Consider the following 20157-nt stretch of genomic DNA (forward strand, 5'->3'; position numbering starts at 1 on the left):
GGGCGTGCAGAGATATATGGGGCAGTGATATAAATGCCCACGTTAATAGTTGGTAATCCCCGAATGGGGCAAACGGGCGGATTTGTCGATTTATTTTGTTATATACCCGCCCTCAACGAGTATTCGGGGGAGGCCCCCCTTTGGATCTATACATAGTTAGACTGATATTTGTCCTTCTTGTTGGCCTGGCGTGTTTTGTTCTACGACCATTCGGCTTGGCCAAGTGGCCCGATCTAGGTCTCGGCCTAGTAATTGGGTTGTGTATCGTCCTCTTCGAAATGCGGTTGAGGCAGGTCAGCCTCAAACGCCTTATCGGTGCCGCCATTGGCAGCATCCTGGGGATCGTCGGCGCATTCCTGTTCAGCACCGTCATCCGCAACAGCATCGCTCCCGGAAGCACCCAGAGCTTCCTGATGCTGGTGATCATGCTGTTCATGGCTTATGTCGGCCTGATCGTCGGTGCGAATAAAGGTGACCTGCTGAACCTCTCCGCTCTCGGCGGAATTTTTGGCGGAGAAAAACAGGGTAAAAAGAGCCAGAAGATCCTCGACACCTCCGTCATCATCGACGGGCGTATCGCCGATATCTCCGAGACCGGTTTCCTCGATGGCGTACTGGTGATCCCGCAGTTCGTGCTGCGTGAACTACAGTTGGTTGCCGATTCGGCGGACCCGCTCAAGCGGAATCGCGGTCGCCGCGGCCTCGACATCCTTCAGCGCATCCAGAAGATTGCAACGGTTCAGGTGCAGATCGTCGAAGACGACTACCCCAGCATCCGTGAAGTCGACATGAAACTGATCGAACTCGCCAAGGAGTTCGAAGCGAAGATCATTACCAACGACTTCAACCTTAATAAGGTTGCGCAACTGCAAGGGGTCGAAGTTCTCAACATCAACGAGCTGGCCAACGCCCTCAAGCCCATCGTTCTTCCGGGCGAAGCCATGCGTGTATTCATCCTGAAGGAAGGGAAGGAATACAACCAGGGCGTCGCCTACCTTGACGACGGCACCATGGTCGTCGTGGATAATGCGCGGAAGATGATCGGGAAGACGGTTGACGTTGCGGTCACGTCCGTACTCCAGACCACCGCCGGCAAGATGATTTTCGGCAAGTTCGACGAGCGAGGCGTCACCTCGGTTCAGCCCGCGCGTCCGGCACCCGAGCAGCATCGGAAGGCGGGCGCCACGCCGATTCCGACTTCGACTCCGGTCGGCGGAACGCAGACCTCAAACGGCTCAACAACCGTAAGCACCGAACGCCAGGGCGAGTAGTTAGCACGAAGCGCGGAGCGCAATGCTCCGCGCCTGCTTTTCTCCTAAACACGAGTTCTGAACGGATACCCTCCCCCCTCCCCCCACCAGCTATGAAAGCAAAGCACTTACACGACGGACCATGAAAACAAAGGACTTATAAGTTGCTGATTCTACAGCTACTTACAGCATCAATTTGATAACAAAGAACTTAGCTGCGAGCTCTCGCTTTTAGCTCTTGGCTATTAGCTCTCAGTCGGCGAAACCGAAAACCTGGCCGGACGTCTTCGCCACAGTCAGTAGCAACTGCGGCGGACAGGAGTGTCCGCCCTACACCGCCTACATTTTCAGAATAGCAACTTGGGTGGGGGTAACATGCCAACATCCCGAAATTTATATTTGCCGTTAAATGAGGAACTTACGTGAAAATGAGGCCCTGGACCCCCTTGACAACTTCATTGGAGGAGCCGTTCACAGCCTAAGTTGAGAGCTCAGTGTGGGGATATAATTCTGCGCCGTGGGGTAGGCTCGCCAGAGCCGCAGACAAGTCCGACCGTCTGGAAGGGTATCGGTTCATGGTCTACCGTTTCGCCGATTTTGAATTGAATACAACCGAGCGCCGTCTCGCTCGCGCAGGAGAGTTCATTTCTCTGCGCGCCAAAGTATTCGATACCCTTTGTGTTCTGGTCGAAGGTCACGGCCGTCTGCTTCGCAAGGACGAACTGATTCAAAAGCTTTGGCCCGACAGCGTCGTTGAGGAAAACAATCTCGACCACAATATTTCCAAGCTGCGTCGAGCCTTGGGCGAAGACGGAACGAAGAAGTTCATTGAAACGGTTCCCCGGCAGGGCTACCGTTTTGTCGCCGAAGTCACCGCACCTGTTGAAACGGATACCCAGACAAAACCTGATCAAGAACATGCTGTGGTTCCTGCTCCACCTCTGATCTCCCAGGAGGTCCGGTTCTTCACGGCAGCCGATGGCGCACGGATCGCCTACTCCGTCGCGGGGAAAGGTCCCGTTCTCGTTAAGGCAGCAAACTGGTTGAATCATCTTGAGTTTGAACTCAAGAGTCCTATCTGGCGCCACTGGCTACCTATTCTGACGGCTAACAACACTCTCGTCCGTTATGACGAGCGGGGAAACGGCCTCTCGAGCTGGAACATTCATGACTTCTCGTTCGAGGCATGGGTCCGTGATTTTGAACAGCTCATCGACGAACTGGAGTTAGAAAAATTCTCTCTCCTCGGCATTTCTCAAGGCGCCGCTGTCGCGGTTTCTTACGCGGCCAAACATCCTGAACGCGTCGACAAGCTGATCCTGTATGGTTCGTTTGCCCGCGGCTGGATGAATCGACCGATCGCCGGCGAAATTGAACGCAGAAATGCGCTGCTTACCCTGGTGAGACTGGGCTGGGGCAAAGACAATCCAGCCTTCCGGCAGATGTGGACGACGTTGTTTATGCCGGACGGCCTTGCCGAGCACCAGAATTGGTTCAACGAACTTCAGCGGGTTACGACGTCGCCGGAGAATGCGGTCCAGTTGCTGGACGCCGGCGGTCGAATCGACGTGGTAGACCTGTTGCCTAAGGTGCAGTCTCCTGCCCTCGTTATGCATTGTTCCGGAGACGAAGCGGTCCCGATCACGGAAGGACGTCTTGTTGCTTCGCGCATTCCGGGTTCCCAGTTCGTGGAACTACCCAGCCGTAACCATCTCGTGATTCATACCGAACCCGCATGGCCAATATTTGTCCGAGAACTTTCGCAGTTCATGGGATGGCGACTTTAGAAGAAAACAGTGGCGCTTCATTCGGAACACAGCAAAGACGGGATATAATCTTCGACCGTGGGGTGGCGGCTCGCCCGAGCCATATGCGGACTTCCAACCGTCTTGATTGAGGTGACGGTTCATGGTCTACCGTTTTGCAGAATTTGAACTGGACGCTACTGAGCGCCGTCTCGCTCGCGCAGGAGAGTTCATTTCTCTGCGCGCCAAGGTATTCGATACGCTGTGCGTCCTCGTTGAGAATCACGGCCGCCTACTGCGTAAAGACGAACTGATGAAGCGGGTATGGCCTGACAGCATCGTCGAAGAAAACAACCTGGATCACAACATCTCAAAGTTGCGCCGTGCTCTCGGGGAAGGTGCCAACGGAAGCAAGTTCATCGAAACGGTTCCGCGCCTCGGTTACCGCTTCGTGGCGCAAGTCGAGCAGGTCGTTACTCCGTCACTGGTTACAGCGGTTCAACCTGCTTCCAGTGACGAGGAAGATATTCCCGAACAGGAGATCAACTTCTTCACCACGAGTGACGGTGTACGCATCGCGTACGCGATTGGGGGAAGTGGTCCGCCACTCGTGCGCGCTATCGACTGGATCAATCATCTCGACTTCGAGTGGAAGAACCCGTTCATACGCCGCTGGTTGCTTGACGTTATGAAGCACCACACTTTGGTCCGCTACGACCAGAGGGGGAGCGGACTCTCTGATTGGAACGTTGTTGACTTTTCGTTCGAACGCTCCGTCCAGGACCTGGAAGAACTGATAGCGGTCACCGGAGTCGATCAATTCACCATGCTCGGCAGTTGCCAAGGGGGAGCGGTCGCAACGGCGTATGCAATTCGCAATCCCAAGCGTGTGAAGCGCCTGATCCTGAACGGCGCCTTTGCCCGCGGTTGGCCTCCTCCCGATGACATGCTCGTCGAGCAATTCAATGCACTCCTGACCCTGATACGGCTCGGCTGGGGGAAAGACAATCCAGCCTTTCGGCAGCTTTGGACCACCCTCTTCATGCCGGATGCTTCGCCGGCAGAAATGAACTGGATGAACGAACTGCAACGGATCACTTCGTCTCCGGAGAACGCGGTGCGCATGCTGTCCGAGTTCCCCAAAATTAACATTCTCGATCAGCTGCCGAACGTCTGCTGTCCAACTCTCGTCATGCACTCGCGTGATGATGCCGCTGTTCCTGTGAATGAGGGACGGTTGATAGCGTCGCGCATTCGTGGCGCTCGTTTCGTGGAATTGCAGAGCCGGAACCACCTGGTCAGTCCAGGCGATCCCGCATGGGGAGATTACATTCGGGAAGTTGCAGGTTTTTTGGGATGGAAGGAAGCATCCGAAAGCCCGATGAAACGAAGTGCCGGGCAGAATTGAAAAAGCGGCTTGGAACGGTTCGTCCAAGCCGCTGGGGTAATTACGCTGCTGAGTTGGCAGCGTATTTCCGCGAAGGAGCCTGATAAGCCTTCGTTGCGGGGATGAGCATCGGCACGCTTTCGCGGTACTTTGCATATTTGTCACCGTGCACCATGATGAGATCGTTTTCTTCCCAGCGGATCGCCATCAGGATGTAGGCCGAGGTCATGATGGCGAACACAAGGTGCGTGATCGTCATGGTGGGCGTGGCCCAGAAGGTGAGGAACCAGCCCACATAGAGCGGATGGCGCACGTACTTGTAGAACAGCGGAGTCCGGAACTTCAGGTGCGTGTAAGGCTGCCCGGTCAAGTAGAGCCAAACCTGGCGCAAGCCGAACAAATCGAAATGGTTGATCAGGAATGTGCTGATCAGCACCAGGCCGAAGCCGAGGAAGTACACGTTGTACATCAGCGCGCGTCCGGTGTGGTTCTCGATGTTCCACACGCTTCCACCCAGCGGCTGCCAGCAGATGAACATCAGGATGAGCGCCAGGCTGGAGAACAGGACGTAGGTGCTGCGCTCCGCCGGCTCGGGGACGACTTTGGTCCACGCCTTCTTGAACCAGGGACGAGCCATGACGCTGTGCTGGACGGCAAAAACACCGAGCAAGAGCAGGTCGATTACCAGTGCATGCAGGAACGGCGTCTCAGCGCGGGAATCCATCGACTTGGGAACGAACAAGTTTCCGATAAAGCCAACGGCGTAAAGAAAGGTGCCGAAGAACACCGCATAACAGGCGACTCCGTAAAGGAAAACAGCGATTCTCTTGATCATTGTGAATCTCCTCCGCGGTAGGGCACTCACCGTTGCCTCCGCGACTGTGGCGAGATTACGGCTGGTGGCGTCTGCGAGTCCTTGAAGGAACCTTGAACTTTTCTGAAAGAAAGATGAAATTGAATTTCATGTTCGTGACAGCTCCGAACCAAAAGAAAAGCACCGCCGCAGCGGTGCTCTAACTACCTGATTCTGCTCAGGATATTCGCTTGATGGCGAGCACGCTCAGATCGTCGTTGAAGGTCGTCGTTTGCTCCCGTGCCTGGGCGGTCAGAGAATTCACGATTGCCGACGCCGTGTCGCCGGCCGTGTATTTGAGGTGATTGACCACCCGGTCAGGGCGAAGTTCGAAGTCCTTCCCGTTGTGGATCTCGATGACTCCATCGGATACCGCCATGAGGGTTTCATCGGGGTGCAACTCGATGGTGCTCGAATGGTACGTCGAATCGGGGAGCGCCCCGACGATTGGACCTCCGCAGTCGAGTGTTTTGACGGTGCCGTCAGCCCGGAGCAGGAAGGCTGCGGGACAACCGCCGCACGAGTAGCTGACACGGGAGTCGCCGGGGTGGAGCCTTGCCATGAACATCGCGGTTAGCGGCACGCCTATGAGCGAGCGGTGCATTTCACTATTCAGCCGGTCCATGATTTCCCACAGTTCGCCGCCCCGTTCGCAGGCACGCCGGACGAGGTCCACGACGAGGGTCAACCACATCGCCGCCGAGAGGCCCTTGCCCATGAGGTCTCCCAAGACTAGGTAATGGAGGCCATCGTGCTCGAAGGTGACGACGAAATCGCCCGAGACATAGCGCGCGGGGACCACCGAGTTAGCGACCTCGAATGGTCCGATCCGCTGCGAAGCAGGTGCGCAGAGCGCGTCGCGGACCTGATTGGCGCCGAGCACCGCTCCCATAGCCTCTAACGACGCTGGAATAGGGCAGGAAGCTGCTGGGTTGTGACGAGATTTACTTTTCGAGATACGTCCGACTGCTGTTTCCATGCGTCCCTCGCGATACGCAGCCATTGAACCGCGAAGTGAGGGTCTGAATCCTTGAGAGAACCTTAATTTGGGCTGAAATTTTTCCTGAAAACGCGTGCGGATCTTGGCCGGGTGTGCTGAAGCGTTCCCGGTGGATAACGTGCACACCAACGCAGTCGTTTTCCATTTGAGTTATCGTTTTCCGAATTGTAGGATGTGGCGGCTTCCACATCTGTGGAACGAGGGGCTTTGCTATGAACCGTTTCCGTAAGTCTGCAGTTGGTGTATTAGTCCTCCTGACATTACTGCTCGTGAGCTTGAACCTGCTGGCGCAGGCACAACCGGAGCAGGGACAGACCGAAGAAGAATGGATCCAGATGAAGGCCGAGCAGGGCGATTCGCATGCTTCCGGTATGCGTCCGGAACTGGGGCCCGTGATTCTCGGCAACCCGACACAGGCAGTTGTAGTTTTGCGCGTAGGACTCTACGCCTCGACTTTCAATGCAAACGGCACTCTTAACACTGAATATGCATCTCTCAACCATACTTTTGCCGACATCAGCAACACCGCCGGCGATGTGCATGTGCTCGACGAAGCGACGGGCAAGCAGATCATCGCAATCACGGCCGGACAGATTGTGCGGGTGTCGTTTGATTCCACGCTAAACGCGTACCAAGTTGCCGTGGATGGCAATTCGCTCGGCGACTTCGCTGGTCCGATCTTTTTCAAACCGAGCGACTCCACGAACATGTTCCGGGTGGAAAGCATCCGGCGCAGCTTCAGTGGCGTAAAGGTTCCTTTGTATCGTGGCGCCATCGAGATCTCGCGCGGCAGATCGACCGCGGCGAACCGCGTGAACGTGGTCAACTTCGTTTCCCTGGAAGATTATGTTCCGGGCGTGGTGGTGAATGAATCGATTTCGTCGTTCGGGATCGAGGCGCTGAAGGCGCAGGCTGTCGCGGCGCGCGGATATGCCGCCGGCAACATCGGCAACTACATCAATCGCGGATATCCATTCGACATCGTGGACTCCAGTTCGTCGCAGGTTTATCGCGGCGTGATCTCGGAGCACGTGAAGGCCGTTCAGGCTTCACAGGAGACGAGCGGACTGGTTGCGTCCTACCAGGGCAAGATCATCAGCGCGATGTATTCGTCGTCGATGGGCGGACACACCGACAGCTACGAATGGAGCTTCAACAGCCCCTCTTCGCAGTTGCCCGGCACGCAAATACTGCCGTACCTGCATTACATCTATGACGGCGACGGCACGCCTCCAGACTTCAGCACGGAGGAAGGTGTGGCGGCATTCTGGACTGCGAATCCGGTGCCGACGATCTACGACGATTGCATCCGGATCGGCAACAGCTTCTCGCGCTGGAAGATTAGGCTGACGGCAGCGGACATCAAGGCGCGGTTCACGTCGATGGCCTCGCGCATCGTGGTGGTCTCGGGCGATACCAGCGGTACGATCCAGGATGTTGCGGTCACGTTGCGTATGCCATCCGGACGGGCGGCGATCGTGCGGATTACGCTCACGTCGGGCGTGGTGGAAGTACGCGGATGGGACAACCTGCGCAATGTGCTCGGACGTACGGCTGTAGCCGGAACACCGCGCGCGTGCGGTACCTCGACGATCGCAAACAACTTCACGCTTAATAACCCAAGCGTTATCGAGCAGGTGAAGAAACTCGACGGCACGCTGGACTACATCTTCTCCTACGGTGGGGGATGGGGGCACAACGTAGGCATGAGCCAGTACGGTTCCAATGGCCGTGCCAAGGCGGGCCAGACTTTCCAGCAGATCCTGAAGGCGTACTACACGGGCGTGGACATCGGATCGCATCCGATCGACATCGGCCGCAACCCGGGCTCGGGCGTGCCGACGTTGCGCCAGAGCTTCTACGCTCCGAACGCCATTGGCAGACTGGTGATCCGACCGACTGACCTGAAGGGCCTTCGCGTACACATCAACGCACTGTACGACCTGTCGTTTACGGCCGACGATCTGGCGACCGATGAACTCAGCGTCGACATCACGCCGTACCTGGTTCAGGGCATGAATACGGTGCAGTACAACCCGGTGGGACGCGACGGGAAAGCAACCGTGATGGTGGAAGTGGATTAGCGGTTCAGCCACACCATCGAAAAGAAATAAGAAGGGCCCGTCTCAAGAGTACGAGACGGGCCCAAGTTTTTTGGTACGGCTTCAGCCGATGCTTACAGCTCTCGCAGGGCGACGGAGATTGTCTGTCGGGCGGCCCTCATGGCGGGAGGTACGCCGCCGATCAGGCCCATCATCAGCGAGAAGACGATTCCGCCCAAAAGCAGTGCCGGCGTGATTTTGAAAGCGAAGGCCAGATGAGAGAACGTCTGCCAGTTCATGGCCCCGGTGGTGAGTCCGTTGAGCGGTAGCACGGCGATGCATCCGAGTGCGCCTCCGATGAAGGCGATGCACAACGACTCGAAGACAAACGAGGTGACGACCGAACCTGAACCGAACCCAAGAGCGCGCATGGTGGCGATTTCTCTCGCGCGTTCCGAAACGGCCGAGTACATGGTGTTCAGTGCGCCGAAGACTGCGCCGATGCCCATGACGGCTGCGATGATCGCACCCAATACAGTGATGAGCGTGGTCAACTGCCGCGACTGCTTTTCGTAATATTCGATCTCGCGGTCAACCTGAACGGTGAGGCGCGGGTCGGCGGTGAGGGCGTCTTTGAACGCGTTGAAGGCGTCCGGGGAAGTCAACTTCACGGTCGCCGACTGGAAGATATTCTGCGGCCGCTTGTAGACCTGGTTGAGAACGTTGGTGTCGCACCAGACCTCGGAATCGAAAGCGCTGCCGCCGGCGTCGAAAATGCCGACTACGGTCCAGGTGCCTCCGCCGAATTTGATGGTGCTGCCCAGATCCAGATTGGAATAGCTGCGGTTGGCGTTCTTGCCGACGATGAGCTCGTTGAGTCCCGGCTGGAAGAAGCGTCCCTGGATCATCTTCACCGATTCGCGGACCTGAAGCACGACGGGCGAAACGCCCCGCACCTGCACGTTGGCGTCGGTACCACTGGATTTCAAGGGGAATGCCGCCACGACGACGACCTCGGGGCTGACGAGCACGCCTTGAGGACCTCGCTTGATCCCGGTTGCATCTTCGACCACGCGAATCTGGTCGACGGTGATGGCGCTCTCCATTTCGGAGGTTGCGCCGGCGCGGCGAATGATGGCGTTATCGCGGGATCCGGAGGACACCAATGTTGCCTTGAATCCACGCGCGAGAGAAAGCATGGCGACGAAGACGCCCACGGATCCGGCGATGCCGAGGATTGCCACGACGGTAGATGCCCAGCGTACTTTGAGGCTGCGAATGTTGTAGCTCAGTGGAATCGCCATCAGACCCTCCTCAGGGCTTCAACAACGCGGAGCCGCATCGCGGTGGTGGCTGGAATAATTGCGGCCAAAATTCCTACGCCGATGGCCAGAATCGCGCCAATGGTGACTGCTGGAGGCGAGAGGTAGAAGATCGGCATCATGCCGCGGGTGGGATCACCGCCCAGGGTCATCAGCTTCGCGAGTCCGAGGCCCAGCGCGCCACCGAGAACGGCCACGAACAACGACTCGGCGATCACGAGGAAGAGGACGAACTTGTCAGAGAATCCAATAGCTTTCAGTACGGCAAGTTCGCGGATCCGTTCGCGAACGGCGATGGCCATGGTGTTGCCGGTGACCAGCAACAGGGTGAAGAAGACAACGGCGCCGATGGTGTTAATGAGGAACTGAATGTTACCCATCTGCTTGACCCACGAGGCGGCGAAGGCTTTTTCGGTGTCGGTTTTCGTCTCCCAGGGGGAATTGGCAAAGGTGTCGTCGATCGCTTTCACGACATTCACAGACTCGCCAGGATCTTCCACGCGGATGGTGTACCAGCCGACGAAGCCCTTCTGGAATGGCTTGCGTTCCTCGAAGTAGTCCCAACGAAACCACAACTGGCTGGTATCGTCCTGCGCGCGCTTGCCCTCGTAGATGGCACGGATGTTGAAGTCCCACGTGCCCGGGAAGATAGTGCCCTTGATCGGAATACGATCCCCCACCTTCCAACCGAAGCGCTCGGCCAACTGCTTGCCGACCACGGCACCCTCGCGGTCTTCCATGAAGGCTTGCTTCTGGTCGGGAGGGATTACGAACTCGGGGTACATTTCAAAGTAGGTGTCTTTGTCGATGGCGAAGTTCGCGAAGAAGTTTCGTTCGTCCTGGTAAATACCACCGAACCAGTTCGCGTAGGTGACGGCCTTGACGCCCTTGATCCGCAACAGCCTTTCTTTGTACGACAGAGGCAATGGCTGGATGATGGACGTTTTGTTGATGGTGACCAACCGGTCGGCACCAGCGACGTCGACACCGCCGACGAAGGCCGTTCTCACGACGGCCAGCAGTCCGAAGAGAAACATGGCAACGGTGAAGGAGCCGAGCGTCAGCAGGAGCCGCATCTTCTTGCGGAAGATGTTGGCGAAGATGATGTGACGGTACTTCATTACGCCACCGTGGCTTTCTGGCCTTCGACGAGCACGCCTTTCTCGAGGTGCAACAGCACGTGAGCGCGTTGTGCAGCGAGCGGGTCATGCGTGACCATGAGGACGGTTTTACCGTAGTCGTTTACGAGGCGATCAAGAAGATCGAGGACTTCGTCGGCACTTTTGCGGTCAAGGTCGCCGGTGGGCTCGTCGCAAAGCAGGAAGGTGGGATCGGCGACGATCGCCCGGGCGATGCCGACGCGCTGTTCTTGTCCGCCTGAAAGCTGCCGCGGGTAGTGGTGCATGCGGTCGCCTAGTCCCACTACGCCCAACGCGGTTTCCACGTGCTTGCGACGCTGGTCTTTTGACAGCTTCGTCAGCAACAGCGGCAGTTCGACGTTCTGGAACGCTGTGAGCACGGGGATAAGGTTGTACATCTGGAACACGAAACCGACGTGGCGCGAGCGCCATGCCGTCAGTTTCCGAGCCGACATGTGCGTAATCTCATCACCCGCAACTACGACCTTTCCGGCGGTCGGAACATCAAGCCCGCCGAGAAGGTTGAGCAGGGTTGTTTTGCCTGATCCACTCGGACCCATGAAGGCGATGAATTCGCCTTTCTGGACGTCGAGGTTCAGTCCCTGTAAAACATGGATCTCTTCGCTCCCGCGCTGATATTTTTTATCCAGACCGCGGACAGAAATAAGACTTCCATCACCTTTGCCGTCTACTCGCACGTGAACTCCTTATAGTTGTTCGCTGAAGCGCAACGAGAAGTCGCTATCTTTTTAGTTGCGCCTTTGCGCCATCCTTCAGATTTTCGAAACCGGCAATCACAACCTGGTCCCCGGCGTTAACCCCGGCCAGGACCTCCTGATCGCTACCGCGTACGCCGCCAACTTTCACCGCACGCCGTTCCACCTTATCGTCCTTGTAGAGCCAGACAATGGGCGACCCATTCTCCTGCCGGACCGCGTTCTTGGGGACGGTGACAATGGTGGCTTGGCTCGTCGGCTCTTCGTCGCCGAGGAAGGTGACTTTCACTCCCATGTCCGGAAGAATGCGGGGATCAAGTTTGTCGAAAGTGATGCGCACCTTGACGGTGGCTTTCTGTCGGTCGGCGGTGGGGATTACGGTGCGAACCTTCGCCGGGATTTGCCAGTCCGGGTACGCGTCTAAAACTGCGGTGACCGGCATGCCGGTTTTTACGCGCGCAATATAGGACTCGTTTACGTCGACCTCAACTTCCAGCGAATTCATGTCGACGATGGTGGCAATGCCGGTACGTGTGAATCCGCCGCCGGCGGATACGGGCGACACCATCTCTCCTTTTTGAGCATCTTTCGAAACCACAATGCCGGCGAAGGGCGCATGGATGGTGCAGTTTTCGACATCCTGTTGCGCCATGGCGACGCGTGCTTCGGCGGCCTTCACCTGTACCTCGGTCTGGGCGATACGGGCCTTGAGGCTTTCCACGCGGGTGGTAGCTGCGTCGAGGGCCTGCTGGCTGAATACTCCGCCACTCTGCAAATCACGGGTACGCCGCAACTCGCGCTCAGCGTCGATCAGATTAACGCGCAGGTCCGCCAAGGAGGCGGTTGTGGCGTCACGGTCGGCGATAGCGGAAGCCAACCTGGTGCGCGCATCGGAATCGTCAAGAGTTGCAAGAAGCTGGCCCTCGTGTACACGCATACCTTCTTCCGCGAGCATCTGGGTGACGCGGCCGGTGACCTTTGCGGCTACGGTTGCGCGACGGCGTGGCGTGACGTATCCGCTGGCGTTCAAAAGAACCGATCGAGTGCCGCCGGTATTCTGTGCGCTCGCCACTTCCACTTCCGGGGTTTTCCCCTTCAGCGCGAACACCGCCCCGACCACAAGTACAAGAACGCCCACAGCAACCGCGAGCCAACGAGGCCAGCGTGCGCCCTAGCCTCCTCCGCGGTGGTGATCTTCGATCTTCAGGTGTGAAAGATCGGGCAGTGCAGTGCGCGAGCCCATCCAGTCCTCCGGCCAGAAATTCTATACTTCTGTTCATCCCGTATAAACCAGTAACCATACCGGTTTTTTATCTCCGGCGGCAGCCGAAGGGACGTGTTGACAGGCTGGCGTGGCAACAAGGGGCAGGGGGCACTAAGGGCCGGCACGAATGCGCCCTGGAGGGTCGGGGTGATTTCTGACAAAACAGAGGCGATCCTGATGTACATTGTCGGAAATGTTGAAGGTCAGGAAGAGCAAGATTGAGGGAGTGGGACTGTTCACGGACGCTCCGATCAAGGCCAGAATGAAGGTGGGCGAGTATACAGGGGAGCGAATCTCGGTGCGCGAGGCACGCCGTCGCGCGAAGACGCGAGAACATATCGCGATCGTGGAACTCAGCGACAAAGAGGCGATCGACGAAAGCGTACCGGGAGGCGGACCGTTCCAGTACATCAATCATTCATGCAGTCCGAATGTGTTCATACGGATTGCCTATAACCGGGTGGAGTTTTACGCCAAGCGCGACATCGCAGCGGGCGAGGAAATGACGGTGGATTACGAGGTCTCCCACCACGACGGCGGGTTACGGTGCCAGTGCGGGGCTTCGGGGTGTCGCGATTTCATTTAGGAGCAGCCCGATTTTCTTCGAGAAAAATATGGATTTGGAATCTATCGCCAAAGTGCTCGGAGCAAGGTTCGAGATCGTAGCGAAGGACGGGGCGCGCGCGTTGAAGCAGTTGGGCCTACCGGGGCAAGCAAAAATTCTAGATGTGGGCACGGGCAGCGGGAATTTTGCCATCTTCCTCGCTTCGGAGGGATACGAGGTCGTCACAGGCGAGCCGAGTACGGACACATCGCAGTACGCCCGAAGAGATTGGGCGTTGAATGCGGAGAAAGCCGGAGTTCGGGACAAGATCCGGTTTGAATCGTTTGACGCGAGCAGAATGCCGTTTGAGACGGAGTCGTTCGAGGCCGTCTGTTTCTTCGGCGTACTCCATCACATAGATGAAGATGTACGCGGCGACGTGTTCCGCGAGGCGCTGCGAGTCGTGAAGAAGAATGGTGCGGTTGTATTCTTTGAGCCACGCGAGGAAATGCTACATCTGGTTCGGGCGGACGATCCGAGTCATCCGCCAGCGGCGAAGCCATCGGAGTACCTGCCTGACCCGAGCACTCGAGAAGAGCGAATCGAAGGGGACTTCATGAATATTCACATCTACAGGAAATCGATGGATTAAGCCAGCGGCCGTTTCGAGATTCTCTCAATTCCTTTCCTCGGGTACTCTGTTCGCATGAGACTTATATCGTTGCTTTTGGTGCTTTTATTGATGTCCTCGCTCGGGGCGGCTCAAACGAAGACGGTCGCCCTCACAATTGACGATCTTCCGTACGCCACGATGAAGGGCAACCCAGAAGATGTTGCGATTGCGCGGGGCGATATTGCGAAGATCCTGGCGGTCATCAAAGTCCATAAAGCGCCGATGGTGGCGTTCGTGAACGAGGCGAAGCTGCAAGTGCCGGGGCAGATTGATGCACGCGTGTCTCTGCTGGACCAGTGGCTGGATGGTGGCGTGGTTCTGGGAAACCACACGTACTCGCACATGAACATCAACAAGACTCCGCTGCCGGAGTTCGAAGCGGAAGTGATACGCGGAGAAGTGGTGACGCGGCGGTTGATGAAAGCGCGCGGGTTAGAACTGAAATACTTCCGGCATCCGTTCCTGAACACCGGAGCGACGGTGGAGGACAAGAACACGTTCGAAGCGTTCCTGAAGCGGCACGGGTACATCGTGGCGCCTGTGACGGTGGAGAACCACGATTGGGCCTTCAACACGGCCTATCTGTACACGCTGGACCAGGGCGATATGGTGACGGCGAACAAGATCCTCGATGCGTATGTGGCGTACCAGGACGTGCAGATCGATTACTACGAGGCGATGTCGCAGAAGTTGTTCGGGCGGAATATCGCGCACGTAATGCTGCTGCATTCGGACCGGCTGAATGCGCTGCGACTCGACGATATTCTGAAAAAGTTTGAGGCGCGCGGGTACAAGTTCGTGATGCTGGAGGAGGCGCTGAAGGATCCGGCGTATCAGACGCCAGATAACTATGCCGGCCCGTACGGTTATCCGTGGCAGCACCGCTGGGCGATCACGCTGGGGAAAGATGCGGATTTCAAGGGTGCGCCCGATCCTCCGAAGTGGGTGCTGGAGATCTATAACAAGGCGACAGCGGCGAAGTACTAGAGGCGTTTTGCTTTTGCTTTCAGTTGTCCGGAGACGATTGGACTGGTGAGTTCCTTCACGGCTTCTTTCCCGATTGATTTTGCAGAAGGCTCGTCGGATGCGGCGAGCCTTTTTGCTACTTCAAGAGCGGCGTGGTTGAGTTGGAGACTGCGCCGGCCAATCAGGCGCAGCGCCCAACTCACTCCTTTCTTCACGAAGTTGCGGTTGTCGGTGGCGGCCTTTTCGATCAGCGGCAGATAGGGAAGGAACTGCTTGTCGTCGGCTTCTTTGTTGTGGAGAGCGACGCAGGCGAGGAGCGCGAAAGCGGCGCGTTTTTCGAATTCGTTTTTCTTTCCTGACCACTCTTTGATTTTGCGAAATGCGTACGGAGTGCGGTCGAAGAGGTGAAAGCAGACGGTGTCGCAGATGCCCCAATTATCGAAATCTCGGCACCAGCGGTCCATTTGAGCGGGCGTGACGAGTTCGGGTTCGTCGAGGAAGGCGGCGAGCATACGGGCTTCGTACCAGCCGGTGTCCCACAGGGCGAGCGCGAGATCGTGGTTCTTGCCGATGTTCTTGGCGTATTTCTGCATGGCACCAACGGGGACGCCGAAGGCTTTGTCGGTGACGATGCCGTAACGGGGCTCCATGTCATTGCGGACTTTCGCGCTGGCATTCTTCTTCAGCCAGGCGAGGACATCGGCAACGGACGGTGTCGCCGAAGTCACTCCAACTTTACGTTTTGCTGCAGTTTGTGCCATCCGGAGTGCGGGAATTCTAACATTGAGCAAAGGGATATAGCGTCCGAACGCTTGACTCGTTCGGCTCGGCCTGATAACTCCTAATAGCTCATGGCGACAGTCACTTACCTCGAAGCGATCCGGCAGGGAATCTGGGAAGAGATGGAACGCGATCCGACCGTGTTCTGTATTGGCGAGGACATTGGTGTTTACGGCGGCGCGTTCAAGGTGACCGAGGGGTTCATCGAGCATTTTGGGACGCGGCGGGTGATTGATACGCCGATCGCCGAGTCAGCGATTGTGGGGGCGGCGTTCGGGGCGGCACTGACGGGGATGCGTCCGGTGGCGGAGTTCCAGTTCATGGACTTCATCGGATGCGCGTTCAACCAGATCACGAACATGGTGGCGAAGGCGCATTATCGCTGGGGAGCGCCGGCGCCGTTGGTGCTACGCGGCCCGAGCGGCGGCGGCGTGCATGGCGGGCCCTTTCACTCACAGAATCCGGAGATGTATTTTGTGCCCACGCCGGGGTTGAAGGTGATTTGTCCGGCGACGGCGTATGACGCGAAGGGGCTGATTAAATCGGCGATACGCGATAACAATCCGTGCATCTTCTTCGAGCATAAGTTTCTGTACCGGCGGATCAAGGAAGAGCTGCCGGAAGAGGAGTACACGGTTCCGATCGGGAAGGCGCGGGTGGCGCGCGAGGCGAAGGGTGGAAAGAAGATCGGCGTGATCACGTATGCGGCGATGGTGCTTACGGCGCTGGAGGCAGCAGAGATCCTAGCGAAAGACGGAATTGAGTTGGAGGTTGTGGACCTGAGGTCGTTGCTGCCGCTGGACCGGGAGGCGATCACCGACGTGGTACGGAAGACGAATAAGGTGATCGTGCTGCACGAGCATCCGAAGACGGCGGGGATCGCGGGGGAGATTGCGGCGGTGATCAACGAAGAGGCGTTCGACGATCTGGACGGGCCGATTGTGAGAATTGCAGCGCAGGACTCGCCGGTGCCGTTTTCGCCTCCGCAGGAAGAGTATTACCTCCCGAAAGTTGAGGATGTGGTGCGCGAAGCGCGGCGGTTAGCGACCTACTGACGCGGCGAGGGCAGGCTTAGTATGACTGAGCCGCTGCCATCGAATTCAAGTTCATACGCTGGAGGCTTGTCGGTCGGTGCAGGGAAATATAGATATCCTGCGACGGGCTCTGTGACTGTGCCTTCCGGCAGGGATTTGCTTAAAAGTTCGGCGATGATCGCCTTGCGTTCTGCCTCAAGTGCCTGACGAGATTTCTCCTTTTCGGAAACGCCGACGGTCGCGCCAGCGGTGGTGTTGACGCGGCTTCCCTGATTCTGGCCGTTGTAATATCCGGGGTCGTTTGGATTCGGGCCGCTTTCCCATCGCACGCCTACTACTGGGTTGACGTCGAGGTTTTTCTGTTTCTTTTCCGTGATCGTGGCGGCAATGGTCTCTGGCTCGAGTGGCCGAATGACGTCTGCTTCTCCCTTGATCCGCAGCAGGAAGTCTCCACGCGACAAGCGTAGTTGACTCTTCGGGAAAACACCGATTTCAACCACGACGTAGTCTTTCCATAAATCGGAGGCGAAGCTGCGACGTACCTGTTTCGCCGGGAGTTGCGCGGCTGCAAGCGTAGCGGTTGCGACCTGATGGGCGACGGGGTAATGCCTGGGGTCAGGACGCGGCTTGATGCCGGACTTCTGGCCATAGAAAAGAGTCGGTGAGCAAAGTAGCAGGGAGAGAAGTGCGGAGCGAAGTAGCGTAGAACGCAAAAGCATAACGAATTCCCGAACCGCTAGTTGAATGCTACTGCACGATGATTGCTTGGGAGCCGGTATTCTCCTTCTTGTTCCAAAATTGGAACGCAACTCACTTTCAAGCCGGTGTTCAGTGTTGAACTGTTTTCCTCCACTTTGCAGGGTTTAAGATGAGAACTAGTCGATGCCGGGGAACTGGGTCACAGTAGCGCATCTACAGAATCAGCAGGAGTACCTGCTGGCGCGGGCACGTCTGGAGGCGAGCGGGATCGAGTGCTTCTCTCCGAACGAGCATATGGCCCGAATTGCCGGTCCCATGATGCGGATCTGGGGTGGGCATGAGTTCCAGTTGCAGGTGCGTCCGGAGGATGTGGAGGACGCGAAGGCCTTACTGGCCGATCCGGGCAGTCCCTTTTTGGTGTCGGAGTAGCCCACCCGGTATTGATTTTCCCTTAAAAATCAGCAACTTTAGTCGGCAGGACACGTCTATTCGGTTGTCCTTTCGAGTGACCGGGAGGGACGCCAATCAGCGTAAAATAGGCTGAGACTTGCCGCAGATAAGCGGCATCCAACACAGTGGCCAAGTTCATACGCCACTAAAGGTTTACATGAGAATTCATAAGGCAGCTTTTGCTTTGGTATTGGCGGCCTCGACCAGCGTGGGACAGACGGGCGCTGCGGGTACCGGGCAAGCACCGGCGCAGTCCGCCCCGGAGACCAACGCTTCCACCGTTTTGGGTCCCAAAACCCCGGATCGCTCAGCGGCTTACTACCATTACACGCTCGCCCATATGTATGAGGAGCTGGTTTCGATCTACCAAAGCTCCGAGTTTGCGAACAAGGCCATTGAAGAGTACCGGCTGGCAATCGAGAACGATCCCTCTTCGGAGTACCTGAATTCCGGTTTGGCCGAGCTTTACGCGAAGACCGGGCGGATCCGTGACGCGGTCATGGAAGCCCAGGAAATCATTAAGCGCGATCCCAATAACCTGGAAGCACGGAAGCTGCTTGGGCGTATTTATCTGCGTGGCTTGGGCGACCTGCAGAGCGGAGCGCAGTCGCAGGAGATCCTGAAACGCGCCATCGAACAGTACGAGCAGATTGCCCGCATTGAGCCGAAGAGCATTGATAACCACATCCTGCTCGGACGGCTGTACCGGCTCAACAACGACCTGCTGAAGGCGGAAAACGAGTTCAAGACGGCGGTTTCGCTACAGCCGGATTCGGAAGAAGCCGTCACGATGCTGGCATACCTCTATAACGATGAGGGCGACAGCAAGCGCGCGGCTGAGGTGCTAACTGCCATTCCTGAAGCCCAGCGGACCACGAAACTTTATTCCGCGCTGGGATACACGTACGAGCAGCAGCATGAGTACGGCAAGGCAGTGGAAGCGTATCGCGCGGCGGTGAAGCTGGATAAAGACAATCTGGAAGCCCGACGCGGCCTGGCGCAGAACCTGCTGAACGATAACCAGCACGACGCCGCGCTTGAGCAGTTCCGCACGATTGTGGATGCGGATCCGCATGACGCGCAGAGCCATCTGCGGATTGCTGAGCTCTACCGTCGTACGGGAAACTTCGATAAGGCGATTGAGGCTCTGAAGCGCGCCGAAGCGGAAGTACAGGATTCGCTGGAAGTGCCGTACAACATGGCGGTGATTTACCAGGCGCAGGGCAAGTACGACGAAGCGACCCGCGTACTGCAGAACCTGCTCAAGAAGACGGAAAAGGCCGACGGCAACTACACCGCCGGCGAAAAGAACAACCGGTCGGTCTTCCTAGAGCGGCTGGGAAGCCTGTATCGCGATCAGGGCAAAACCGCTCCGGCGGTCGAGACATTTCGCCGGATGCTGGACCTTGGGAACGAGAGCGCCGTCCGGGCTTACCAGCAACTGATTGACACGTATCGGGACGCCAAGGACTGGAAGGCTGCCACGGCGACCGCACAGGAAGCTGTCGAGAAGATACCGAGCGATCGTAATTTGAAGCTGGTGCTGGCAGGACAGTTGGCGGATATGGGTGAGTCCGACGCAGCTCTCGAGAAGGCGAAGAGCCTGCTGAAAGGCACGCCGGAAGATCGCGAGGTCTACATTGCACTGGCGCAGATGTATTCGCGCCTGCGCCGCTGGCCCGACGCGGAACAGTCCATCTCCAAGGCGCTGGAGTTTTCGACGAAGCCGGATGAGAAGGAGTATGTGAACTTCATCCTGGCGTCAATTTACGAGCGCCAAAAGAAGTACGACATGGCGGAAGAAACCTTCCGAAAAGTGCTTGCTAACGATCCGGATAACGCTGTGGCGCTGAATTACCTGGGCTACATGCTGGCGGACCGAGGTGTGCGTCTGGAGGAAGCGCTTAACTACATCAAGAAGGCGCTGCAGTTGGATCCGCAGAACGGCGCTTACCTGGATTCGCTGGGCTGGGCCTACTTCAAGATGGGCAACTACGATCTTGCCGAAGTGAACCTGCGCAAGGCAGTGGAGAAGGTGAACAACGATCCGACGGTGCTGGACCACCTGGGCGACCTCTACCAGAAGACCGACCGTTTAAAACTGGCTGCAGCAACATGGGAACGGGCATTGCAGGAGTGGAACAAAACCATTCCCGCGGAAGTGGAACAGTCGGATGTCGCAAAGGTACAGAAGAAACTGGACGCGGCGCGGGTTCGCCTGGCGAAGGATTCGTCGGCGGCACCGGTTTCCAAGCAGTAACAAAAACGAGCAAGAAAAAATGCCCGGGTTGCG

General features: G+C 57.3%; 18 protein-coding genes. 10 read left to right on the forward strand and 8 right to left on the reverse strand.

Annotated features, from left to right (window positions below):
- Positions 1-215 precede the first annotated feature (215 nt).
- From VN577_13090 to VN577_13100, 3 genes are all read left to right on the forward strand, one after another.
- Positions 216-1271, forward strand: a complete 1056-nt coding sequence (locus VN577_13090; protein HWR15756.1) for a PIN domain-containing protein — start codon at positions 216-218, stop codon at positions 1269-1271.
- 554 nt (positions 1272-1825) lie between these two features.
- A complete protein-coding gene (locus VN577_13095; GenBank protein ID HWR15757.1) occupies positions 1826-3037 on the forward strand; it encodes an alpha/beta fold hydrolase in 1212 nt (403 codons plus the stop codon).
- A gap of 121 nt (positions 3038-3158) precedes the next feature.
- Complete coding sequence (locus VN577_13100; GenBank protein ID HWR15758.1) at positions 3159-4403, forward strand: alpha/beta fold hydrolase; 1245 nt, start codon at positions 3159-3161, stop codon at positions 4401-4403.
- A gap of 40 nt (positions 4404-4443) precedes the next feature.
- Here the strand turns inward: VN577_13100 and VN577_13105 are convergent, their stop codons facing one another.
- Positions 4444-5217, reverse strand: coding sequence for a hypothetical protein (locus VN577_13105; protein HWR15759.1), 774 nt, complete (start codon positions 5215-5217; stop codon positions 4444-4446).
- A gap of 196 nt (positions 5218-5413) precedes the next feature.
- Positions 5414-6214, reverse strand: a complete 801-nt coding sequence (locus tag VN577_13110; GenBank protein HWR15760.1) for a PP2C family protein-serine/threonine phosphatase — start codon at positions 6212-6214, stop codon at positions 5414-5416.
- Between the two features lie 233 nt (positions 6215-6447).
- Between VN577_13110 and VN577_13115 the strand changes: the two genes are divergently transcribed.
- Positions 6448-8319 carry a SpoIID/LytB domain-containing protein gene (locus tag VN577_13115; GenBank protein HWR15761.1) on the forward strand — a complete coding sequence of 624 codons (1872 nt, stop codon included), beginning with the start codon at positions 6448-6450 and terminating at the stop codon, positions 8317-8319.
- A 92-nt stretch (positions 8320-8411) separates the two neighbouring features.
- Here the strand turns inward: VN577_13115 and VN577_13120 are convergent, their stop codons facing one another.
- Genes VN577_13120 through VN577_13135 form a run of 4 tightly spaced genes read right to left on the reverse strand, consistent with a single transcriptional unit; the run spans position 8412 to position 12592 of the window.
- Positions 8412-9581, reverse strand: a complete 1170-nt coding sequence (locus tag VN577_13120) for an ABC transporter permease (GenBank protein ID HWR15762.1) — start codon at positions 9579-9581, stop codon at positions 8412-8414.
- Entirely contained in the window at positions 9581-10720 is a 1140-nt protein-coding gene (locus tag VN577_13125; GenBank protein HWR15763.1) for an FtsX-like permease family protein, read from the reverse strand. Before VN577_13125 ends, VN577_13120 begins: the two co-directional genes overlap by 1 nt.
- Positions 10720-11436: an ABC transporter ATP-binding protein gene (locus VN577_13130; GenBank protein ID HWR15764.1), complete on the reverse strand. Its 717-nt coding sequence runs from the start codon at positions 11434-11436 to the stop codon at positions 10720-10722. The genes VN577_13125 and VN577_13130 overlap by 1 nt, the downstream gene beginning before the upstream one ends.
- Before the next feature lie 43 nt (positions 11437-11479).
- Complete coding sequence (locus VN577_13135) at positions 11480-12592, reverse strand: efflux RND transporter periplasmic adaptor subunit (GenBank protein ID HWR15765.1); 1113 nt, start codon at positions 12590-12592, stop codon at positions 11480-11482.
- A 319-nt stretch (positions 12593-12911) separates the two neighbouring features.
- Between VN577_13135 and VN577_13140 the strand changes: the two genes are divergently transcribed.
- The 3 genes from VN577_13140 to VN577_13150 all read left to right on the forward strand — a co-directional run bounded on the left by VN577_13140 (position 12912) and on the right by VN577_13150 (position 14922).
- The gene (locus VN577_13140; protein HWR15766.1) at positions 12912-13304 is read left to right on the forward strand and encodes an SET domain-containing protein-lysine N-methyltransferase; all 393 of its coding nucleotides are present in this window, start codon (positions 12912-12914) and stop codon (positions 13302-13304) included.
- Between the two features lie 28 nt (positions 13305-13332).
- The gene (locus VN577_13145) at positions 13333-13914 is read left to right on the forward strand and encodes a class I SAM-dependent methyltransferase (protein HWR15767.1); all 582 of its coding nucleotides are present in this window, start codon (positions 13333-13335) and stop codon (positions 13912-13914) included.
- A 90-nt stretch (positions 13915-14004) separates the two neighbouring features.
- Positions 14005-14922: a polysaccharide deacetylase family protein gene (locus VN577_13150; protein HWR15768.1), complete on the forward strand. Its 918-nt coding sequence runs from the start codon at positions 14005-14007 to the stop codon at positions 14920-14922.
- Here the strand turns inward: VN577_13150 and VN577_13155 are convergent.
- Positions 14919-15662, reverse strand: a complete 744-nt coding sequence (locus VN577_13155; GenBank protein ID HWR15769.1) for a DNA alkylation repair protein — start codon at positions 15660-15662, stop codon at positions 14919-14921. The genes VN577_13150 and VN577_13155 overlap by 4 nt on opposite strands.
- A gap of 90 nt (positions 15663-15752) precedes the next feature.
- On the opposite strand from VN577_13155, the gene VN577_13160 reads away from it, so the two are divergent.
- Positions 15753-16736: an alpha-ketoacid dehydrogenase subunit beta gene (locus VN577_13160; GenBank protein HWR15770.1), complete on the forward strand. Its 984-nt coding sequence runs from the start codon at positions 15753-15755 to the stop codon at positions 16734-16736.
- On the opposite strand, the gene VN577_13165 is transcribed toward VN577_13160, so the two are convergent.
- On the reverse strand, positions 16730-17434 hold the full coding sequence (locus VN577_13165) for a hypothetical protein (protein HWR15771.1): 705 nt from the start codon (positions 17432-17434) through the stop codon (positions 16730-16732). The two genes, VN577_13160 and VN577_13165, sit on opposite strands and share 7 nt — an antisense overlap.
- A 163-nt stretch (positions 17435-17597) precedes the next feature.
- Here VN577_13165 and VN577_13170 point away from each other — a divergent pair, with 163 nt between their 5' ends.
- Together VN577_13170 and VN577_13175 are read left to right on the forward strand one after the other, a co-directional pair.
- Complete coding sequence (locus tag VN577_13170) at positions 17598-17843, forward strand: DUF2007 domain-containing protein (protein ID HWR15772.1); 246 nt, start codon at positions 17598-17600, stop codon at positions 17841-17843.
- 178 nt (positions 17844-18021) lie between these two features.
- On the forward strand, positions 18022-20124 hold the full coding sequence (locus VN577_13175; protein HWR15773.1) for a tetratricopeptide repeat protein: 2103 nt from the start codon (positions 18022-18024) through the stop codon (positions 20122-20124).
- The last annotated feature ends 33 nt before the right edge of the window (positions 20125-20157 follow it).

The organism is Terriglobales bacterium (genome assembly GCA_035561515.1).
GTDB lineage: Bacteria > Acidobacteriota > Terriglobia > Terriglobales > Acidobacteriaceae > DATMXP01.